This is a genomic window from Erwinia oleae, assembly GCF_000770305.1.
GTDB lineage: Bacteria > Pseudomonadota > Gammaproteobacteria > Enterobacterales > Enterobacteriaceae > Erwinia > Erwinia oleae.
Map to the genome: position 1 here is coordinate 1 of NZ_JNVB01000107.1, position 8,439 is coordinate 8,439.

The 8,439-nt window shown below is 56.9% G+C and carries 9 protein-coding genes; 3 read left to right on the forward strand and 6 right to left on the reverse strand.

Annotated elements, in window-relative coordinates; translation table 11 throughout:
• Positions 1 to 73: 73 nt before the first annotated feature.
• Both GS12_RS21270 and GS12_RS21275 read right to left on the reverse strand, forming a co-directional pair.
• Entirely contained in the window at positions 74 to 859 is a 786-nt protein-coding gene (locus GS12_RS21270; RefSeq protein WP_034950605.1) for an ABC transporter ATP-binding protein, read from the reverse strand.
• Positions 852 to 1,769: a carbon-nitrogen hydrolase family protein gene (locus GS12_RS21275; RefSeq protein WP_034950608.1), complete on the reverse strand. Its 918-nt coding sequence runs from the start codon at positions 1,767 to 1,769 to the stop codon at positions 852 to 854. The genes GS12_RS21270 and GS12_RS21275 overlap by 8 nt, the downstream gene beginning before the upstream one ends.
• 136 nt (positions 1,770 to 1,905) lie before the next feature.
• On the opposite strand from GS12_RS21275, the gene GS12_RS21280 reads away from it, so the two are divergent.
• A complete protein-coding gene (locus tag GS12_RS21280; RefSeq protein WP_034950610.1) occupies positions 1,906 to 2,565 on the forward strand; it encodes a helix-turn-helix domain-containing protein in 660 nt (219 codons plus the stop codon).
• 74 nt (positions 2,566 to 2,639) lie between these two features.
• Here GS12_RS21280 and lysA read toward each other — a convergent pair whose 3' ends face one another.
• Complete coding sequence (gene lysA, locus GS12_RS21285) at positions 2,640 to 3,893, reverse strand: diaminopimelate decarboxylase (RefSeq protein ID WP_034950612.1); 1,254 nt, start codon at positions 3,891 to 3,893, stop codon at positions 2,640 to 2,642.
• Between the two features lie 118 nt (positions 3,894 to 4,011).
• Here lysA and GS12_RS21290 point away from each other — a divergent pair, with 118 nt between their 5' ends.
• Complete coding sequence (locus tag GS12_RS21290; protein WP_034950614.1) at positions 4,012 to 4,932, forward strand: LysR family transcriptional regulator; 921 nt, start codon at positions 4,012 to 4,014, stop codon at positions 4,930 to 4,932.
• Here GS12_RS21290 and GS12_RS21295 read toward each other — a convergent pair.
• Positions 4,929 to 6,092, reverse strand: coding sequence for an MFS transporter (locus GS12_RS21295; protein ID WP_034916753.1), 1,164 nt, complete (start codon positions 6,090 to 6,092; stop codon positions 4,929 to 4,931). The two genes, GS12_RS21290 and GS12_RS21295, sit on opposite strands and share 4 nt — an antisense overlap.
• A 290-nt stretch (positions 6,093 to 6,382) precedes the next feature.
• Between GS12_RS21295 and GS12_RS21300 the strand changes: the two genes are divergently transcribed.
• Positions 6,383 to 7,006, forward strand: a complete 624-nt coding sequence (locus GS12_RS21300) for a serine protease family protein (protein ID WP_034916755.1) — start codon at positions 6,383 to 6,385, stop codon at positions 7,004 to 7,006.
• On the opposite strand, the gene GS12_RS21305 is transcribed toward GS12_RS21300, so the two are convergent.
• Together GS12_RS21305 and GS12_RS21310 are read right to left on the reverse strand one after the other, a co-directional pair.
• On the reverse strand, positions 7,001 to 7,696 hold the full coding sequence (locus tag GS12_RS21305) for an amino acid racemase (protein WP_034950616.1): 696 nt from the start codon (positions 7,694 to 7,696) through the stop codon (positions 7,001 to 7,003). The genes GS12_RS21300 and GS12_RS21305 overlap by 6 nt on opposite strands.
• Before the next feature lie 105 nt (positions 7,697 to 7,801).
• On the reverse strand, positions 7,802 to 8,227 hold the full coding sequence (locus tag GS12_RS21310) for a CesT family type III secretion system chaperone (RefSeq protein WP_034950619.1): 426 nt from the start codon (positions 8,225 to 8,227) through the stop codon (positions 7,802 to 7,804).
• Positions 8,228 to 8,439: the final 212 nt, after the last annotated feature.

Sequence of the window (8,439 nt, forward strand, 5' to 3'; positions counted from 1 at the left end):
CGCGCGTGCTGCGATTGGCGGTCGCGCCGAGCGTCGGGCGCGTGGATACCGAATTCATCACCATGTCATCCTCTCAGTAGTTAACCGGCTCGGGCTGCGTGCCGATGCTGCGCCAGATGCGCTCGTAATAGTCATTGAAGCGCGGCGCCAGGCGGCGCTCAGGAATCGATAAGCTGTCGGTGCCGAGATCGACCTCAATCTCCTGCACGATTTCGCCCGGTCGCGCTTTCATCACGTAAACGCGATCCGACATCGTCACCGCCTCTTCGATATCGTGGGTGATGAAAATCACCGTCTTGTGCTGCTCTTTCACCACGCTGAGTAGCTCGCTCTCCAGCGCAATTTTCAGCGGATAATCCAGCGCCTTATAGGCTTCATCCATCAGGATGATTTCCGGATCCGTCAGCATCGTGCGCATCAATGCCACGCGCTGGCGCATTCCGCCGGACAGCTGCGACGGGTATTTCTGCTCATAACCGGTCATCTTGTAGAGTTCGAACAGTTCGCGCGCCCGGGCGCGCGCTTTGGCTTTCGGCGTGCCGCGCACTTCCAGCCCGAGGATCACGTTGTCGATCACCGTGCGCCACGGAAACAGCAGATCCTTTTGCAGCACATAGCCAAGTTCCGGCGAAGGCGTCCCGGTGGTTTCACGGTTCTTCAGCAGAATGCTGCCGCTGTCGGGCATCAGCAGGCCGGTGATGATGTTGAACAGCGTTGATTTACCGCAGCCGCTCGGCCCGACAAACGAGACAAACTCATTGCGATTGGCGTGAAAGTTCAGGTTACGCAGCACCGTGACGTCACCGCCTGCCGTTGGATAACTTTTATGGATGCCTGTGGCTTCCAGCACCTTACTCATGGCTTTCTCCCAAAGGTCGCGCATGGCGATTGTGAACCGTCAATGGCGAAGGCGGCGCCTGCACCGGCACGTAATCTTTCAGGAAGTGATAACCGAGATAGTCACTGCTGCGCGCACGTAAAATGGCGGATTGAATCTCCACGTTGGCGAGCGCCATGCCTTCGCTGGTGCCGCTGTCGGCAATGATGGCGCCAAGCGGATCGATGATGCGGCTGTGACCGTGGTAATGCAGATTGCCGTGTTGTCCGCACAGGTTGGATTCGATCATCCAGCACTGGTTCTCCAGCGCGCGCACCCGGCCAAACAACGTATAGCTATCGACCATCGGATCGGCATCGCCTGCGTTACCGTCACCACCGTAGCCCCACGCGGTGGGCATGATCATGATATCCGCCCCCTTCAGCGCCAGCTCACGGGTGCTTTCCGGGAACACTTTGTCGTAGCAAATCAGCATGCCAATGCGACCAAGCGGTGTGTTAAATACCGGAAAATCGCTGCCCGGATAGTAAACGTGTTTTTCATCGCCCGGCTGGTGCACCTTGCGATACACGCCAACGAAACCCTGTGGCCCCAGCAGCACCGCGCTGTTGAACAGCACTTCGGCACGTTCCGGATGGCGCTCTGTCATGCCGAACACCACATGCAGGCCGAGCTGCGTCGCCTTATGCTGCAACGTCACAATGCTGTCACCCTGCGGCACCACCTCGGCCTGCCGCATTTGCCACGCCACCGCTTCGCCGTTCCAGTTGAGCGTATCCGGCAGATACCCCTGTAATATCTGCTCAGGGAAGACAACTAAATCGGCCCCTTCCTGCGCGGCAAGCGCCATCCATGCCAGCAGGTTATCGAGATTGCGCGCTTTATCGTAAAACGCCGGTAAAGTGACGCTGGCGATGGTGATCGCGGTCATGGCAACAGCTCCTGAAGGTTTTTTTCTAAGCTGCTACTTAATGCAAACAAAGACCAATATAGTTTTCTTATAGGAAATTTTTTCTCATATGTGAGAAATTACTTTCACGTTCACTATGTGGAAGAGAGTCAGCACCATGAAAGCCACCCGACAGCATGAAGCCTCCGGACTGGGCGCCGCCACCACCGGCGAGCAGAATTTTGGAACGCGCATCAGGGCGATACGTCAGGCGCGGGAACTTACGCTGGAGCAGGTTGCGGAGTTAAGTAGCGTGTCGATCTCCACGCTTTCGAAGATTGAAAAAGGCCAGGTTTCGGCCTCGTTCGATACCATCGCCAGGATTGCAAGTGCCTTTGATTACTCGCTGGCCGAGCTGTTTACAGAAGAGTTGCCGCATCAACCGCTCACCAGCGGCAGCATTCAGGGCCGTCGCACTTACACGCTGGCGGGCCAGGGCCTTACCTTCACGAATCCGTGGTTTCGCTACGAAGTGCACGCGGCCGAACTGTTGGTGAAAGGCATGATCCCGGTAGTAATGGAGATTGAAACCCGGCAGCTGCCGCCGCATGAAGCCTGGTCGCAGCATGCGGGCGAAGAGTTTATCTACGTGCTGAGCGGTGAAGTGATGCTGCATACGCAGCTGTACGCGCCGCTACGCCTGGCCAGGGGCGACAGCGCCTACATCGACAGCACCATGCGCCATACCTTTGTGCGTCTCGGCGACGAGGCTGCCAGTCTGATCTCCATCTGCCAGACGGAAAAACTGGATATTGAGGATCTGGCGCGCGGAGGTTGATCGACGCGAGCGCGAAGCATAAAGCGAACCCAAAAAGCCGCTCACGTCTTCGACGCTCTCAGGGCTGTGTTTAATTACATCTCCAGCGCCATCAGCTCCTGAATGGTCTGTGGACGACGGATCTGTCTCGGCTGCCCGTTCTCAAACAGCACTTCCGGCAGCAGCGGCCGGCTGTTGTAGTTGGAAGACATCGATGCGCCATAGGCGCCGGTATCGTGGAATACCAGATAGTCGCCTGGTCTCACGGCCGGTAGCGCGCGCGTTTCCACCATGCCGCCCTCCAACTGGGTGAAGACATCGCCGGACTCGCACAAAGGCCCCGCCACCACGCTCTCTGTTGTGGTGTTTTCATCCAGATCGCGACCGTCGCCCGCTATTGCAGAAATATGGTGATAGCTGCCGTACATCGCAGGACGCATCAAATCGTTGAATCCCGCGTCCACCAGCACAAAATGACGGCTGCCCATCTGTTTCACCGCGCGCACCTCAGAAACCAGCACGCCGGACTCGGCCACCAGAAAACGGCCCGGCTCGATCTCAAGCTTTACCGGATGATTCAGGTGCGCCGCCACCCGCTGACGCGCGGCGTCCCACAGGCCGAAATAGTGATCGGTATTAATAGCTTCTTCATCATAACGATAAGGAATCGACAGACCGCCGCCAGCGGAAATCGCCGTCAGATCCTGACCGAAAGCGACAACCTGGTTCACCATCGCGTCACACACCTGCTCAAGGTGCGCATAATCCACGCCGGAACCGATATGCATATGAATGCCTATCAGCCGCAGACCGTATTGCTGAATGGCAGCCAGCGCCAACCCCAAATCGGTGTGCCAGATGCCGTGCTTGCTGTTTTCGCCGCCGGTATTGGTTTTCTGACTGTGCCCGTGACCAAAACCTGGATTAACCCGCAACCATACCGGATGACCCGCCGAAACCTGTCCCAGCTGGTGCAGCATATCGACCGAACCGGCGTTCACCGGGATTTTCAGTTCGGCCAGCCGCGCCAGTACCGGCTTATCAGCCACGTCTGCCGTAAAAATAATTTCATCGCCGCCCGGCTGATAGCCCGCCGCCAGCGCACGTTTGATCTCGCCCAGCGAAACGGAATCCACCTTCACCCCTGCTTCGCGCATCAGTCGCAGGATATGAATATTGGAGCAGGCTTTCTGCGCGAACCGCACCACGTCGAACTGGCGTAGCTTATTGATCCGCAGACGAATAATATCGGCGTCATAGGCCCACACCGGGCCGCCATAGAGGCGAGCCAGGGAGAGAAGGTTAGCGTGATTCAACGCGGTATCGGTATTGCTGAGGGGCTGCGGCATGATGTCTTCTCCTGAATGAGAAAGTCATTACGCCACAGACGAAGCGGGATAAAAAATATCTTTTTTATCGTAAGCTATTCATCCATGATATGGGTTTGCATCCAAAACGGTCAGTAAAATGCGTAATATCACTTTGCGCCACGTCGAAATTTTCCATGCGGTTGTCACCACCGGCAACCTGACCGAAGCGGCGGCGCTGTTGCATACTTCGCAACCCACCGTCAGTCGCGAACTGGCGCGCTTTGAACGGCTTACCGGCCTGAAGCTTTTCGATCGCATTCGCGGACGGTTGCAGCCAACCGTTCAGGGGCTGCGGCTGTTTGAAGAGGTACAGCGCTCCTGGTACGGGCTGGACAGAATTATCAGCGCGGCAGAAGGGCTGAAACAGTTTCGTCAGGGCGAGCTGTCCATTGCCTGCCTGCCAGTGTTCTCGCAGTCGCTGCTGCCGCCGCTTTGCCAGCCTTTCTTGCAGCGCTGGCCGGAACTCAGCCTGAATATTATTCCGCAGGAGTCGCCTTTACTGGAAGAGTGGCTGTCGGCCCAGCGTTACGATCTGGGGCTGACGGAAACCCACCACGCGCCTGCGGGAACCGAGCGCACCGAGCTGTTCACGGGCAATGAAGTATGCGTCCTGCCTGAAGCGCATCCGCTGGCAGAAAAAAAATGCCTGACGCCGCAGGATTTTGCCGGACACAACTACATCAGCCTGTCGCGCGCCGACAGCTATCGCCAGCTGCTGGATCATCTCTTTAATGAAAGCGGCGTACAGCGCAGAATGGTGATGGAAACCCACAGCGCTGCCTCGGTCTGTGCCATGGTGCGGGCAGGCGTGGGCGTCTCGGTGGTCAATCCGCTGACGGCGCTGGACTACGCCAGCAGCGGCGTGGCCATCCGCCGTTTCAGCATTGAGGTGCCGTTCACGGTCAGCCTGATCCGCCCCCGCCATCGCCCCTCTTCGGCGTTGGTCGAGGCATTCAGCACCCATCTGATGCAGCAGATCGGCCTGTTTACCCGGCGCCTGGCGACGCTGCTGGATTAAGCACGCGCGGTCTGCGTCCGTCCACCGGTGCGACGAAAGGTGATCAGGCAAATAATCAGCCCCATAACCGCGAGCAGTGCAGCTGCAATCGGTACTGCCGTCAGGCCGTAACCCTTGCCGATCACGGCGCCGCCGACCCAGGCACCCAAAGCGTTGCCGACGTTAAACGCGGAAATATTGAGCGTGGAAACCAGATTCGGCGCCTCGTTGCCGTGGCGCACCACGTTAATTTGCAGCCCCGGCACGGTGGCAAACGTCGCCATCGCCCATAAAAACAGCGTGATCTCCGCCAGCCAGAGCGCGTGGCTGGTCCATGAAAATGCCAGAGAAAACAACGCAATCAGCGAAAAACTGAGGATCAGACTGAACGACACTTTCCAGTCGGCCAGTTTGCCGCCAAGAATATTGCCCACCGTCAGGCCCGCGCCGATCAAAAACAGCGTCCAGCTCACGCCTTTGTCACTCACGCCGGTGACCTGCAACAGCAGCGGCGCGATATAGCTGAACAGCGTAAACATCGCCGCAGCGAAAAAGATCGTCATCAACAGCGACAGCCACAGTTTACCGTTAGCCAGTGCGCTAATTTCACTGGCAAGATGCACCGGTTTTTCTTCACGATGACGCGGCAGGCTGACGAACAGCGCAATAAACGCCAGAATGCCGATCATTGCCACGCCCCAGAACGTCGCCCGCCAGCCGAAGAGTTGACCAAACCAGGTGCCCAGCGGCACGCCCAGTACGTTCGCCAGCGTCAGGCCGGTGAACATCAGCGCCACGGCAGAAGCCTGTTTCCCCGGCGCGACCAGGCTGGCGGCCACCACGGCACCGATGCCAAAAAACGCGCCGTGGCACAATGCCGTCACCACGCGCGCCAGCATCAGCAGGTTATAGCTGAACGCCAGCGCGCAAAGGCCGTTGCCAACGATAAAAATCACCATCAGCAGAATAAGCGTCAGCCTGCGCGGCAGGCGAGCGGTCAACAGCGCCATGATTGGCGCACCAATCGCCACGCCCAATGCGTAGCCGCTAATCAGCCAGCCCGCCGAGGGAATTGACACCTGAAGATCGCCGGCTACTTCCGGTAACAGGCCCATAATGACAAATTCTGTCGTGCCGATGGCAAAAGCGCTCAGGGCCAGCGCCAGCAAAGAAAGAGGCATAAAAAACTCTCCGAATGAGAACAGGAATAAAGCAGGAAACGAGACGACACATCTTTCGTGCAGGCAAAGAGCGCGTTTAGGTGTAAAATTTGATCTGTATCACAAACGCATTACAGCATAGCTCACTGGCGCTTTATACACCGCGCAGATCAAATCACTGTTGCCCGTCAGGCAATAGTTATGCGCAATAAACAGTGTCAACACAGTAAAGTTCTCAGGAACAAAGCCGATATTTAGGTTAAGTAGCGAAAAGCGCTCCCGTGCTGTACGCAGCCTGATGAGGAAAGAAAATGCAACGTATGAGTTGTTTGCTGGCGATGTTGCTCTGCGGATGTTCCGTCGGAAAGTACGAGTACAGCAGTGAAGCGGTGAAACGCGTTGATATGACCGTTACCGGCATCCCGACGGTGTTAGGCGTTGGTACGCTCGGCACAACCATCCCGCTCACGCCGCACTACAGCCTGACCGCCGCGCACGTGGCAAAATATTCGCTCTATCGGGTGAAAGCCTGGCATCCTGAGTGCGATCTGGCCGTGGTTTATCACGACAACGGCAACGTGGAACCGCCCCATTTCCGCAACGGACGAATGGGCGACAAAATCAATCTCTACGGTTACAGCTTTATTTCCGCCATGCCGGTTGCCTCTACCGGCACCAACCTGGTCAATACCGGCCTGAAAAATAGCTGGAACAAGCTGAGCTGTGTGGTGGTCGCTTCCGATGCCGGGGTGGTGAAAGGCATGTCCGGCGGCGCGGTTTATAACGCCTCGGACGACTCTATCGGCGGCGTTATCGTCGGTTACTCCAGCCGCATCAACGACATGAAAACTGGCAAACTGCTTTACAAAGACGTGTCGCTGTATGTGCCCTATGCGCGCTTCAAAGACTGGCTTAATGACGCCATCAAGTCATAAGGGCGAAAGCATAAAATCAACGGCGGCGGCCGCGTGAAGCGCCGTGGTGTCAATCACCGGCATCGGGCAATCCGCTTCATTGAGCAGCAGGCCAATCTCGGTGCAGCCAAAAATGACGCCTTCCGCGCCCTGTTCTTTCAGCGCAGCAATAATCTGCTGAAAACGCACTTTTGACTGCGGACTGAACACGCCCATGCACAGTTCGTCAAAAATGATACGATTCACCTCCTGCCGATCGGCCTCGTCCGGCACCCGCGTTTCAATCGCAAATTTATCGCGCAGCCGGCCGCGATAAAAATCCTGCTCCATGGTGTAGCGCGTACCGAGCAACGCCACGCGTGACATGCCCTGTGCATTAATCACCTTTGCGGTGCAGTCGGCGATGTGTAAAAACGGCAGACCGCAAGCGGCGACAGGATCGGCAACCTTATGCATGGTGTTGGTACAAAGCACGATGCCTTCTGCCCCGGCCCTTTTCAGCGCCTGAGCCGCATCCGCCAGTATCTCTCCCGCTTTATCCCATTCCCCCCGGGCCTGGCAGGCTTCGATCTGATGAAAATCCACGCTCCACAGCACCAGCTTTGCCGAATGCAGGCCGCCCAATTTTTCCTTCACGCCTTCATTGATGAGGCGATAGTAGTGAACGGTTGACTCCCAGCTCATGCCGCCAATCAGTCCCAGAGTCTTCATTGAACGCCTCTTTCTGCCAGGTGAGTTCTTACTCTCTATGAGCGGCCTCTTTTTTTCAACCGGTGGGCTAAAAATATCAATCCGGCAGCGAAGGTAAGAGGTGAATTATGCTTCTGCGGCCTGCTCCACCGGCTCATGCAGCCACGCCTGTACGTGCTCGGCCTGTTGGGCAAAGCGCTCGACCAGCACCTTCATCGCCGATGAATCCATCACCACAAACGGCTGGCGTGTCCAGAGGATCACCTTTTTCTGCTCAATAAGCAGACCAGTAATGATCGGCGGATGCTCCAATCCCAACAGGTTGCTTTGCAGTAAAATCGCCAGTGTTTCCCACTCATCGTAGCGTTCTTCCGGGATATCAAGCAGGCAGCTTACGGTCAGGTATTCCTGTGGGGTTTCGCTCAGCTCCAGAACCAACGACTGGCTGAGCGACAGGGTATAACTGTCTGAGTTTTCCAGTACAGGCGCCGCTGCGCCTGACGCCTGCAACAGCGGCATCAGTAAATTTTTCAGCGTGTCAGAATCTGCCATAGTGGCCTCTCAATCATTATTAACGAGTAAAAAAGGATGCGAAACGGGAAAGGCGACTGCTCATCTCTCCCTCGCGTTCACGGTCGCGATTGCGGTGGCGACGCGATCGGTGTGAGGATGCCGGCTGGACCTCCACATAAACCGGGCGAGACTGCGACGATGTGTAGCGCGGTTCCCGTTCAGCCGCAGCGTCGTGACGATGAGACGTAGAT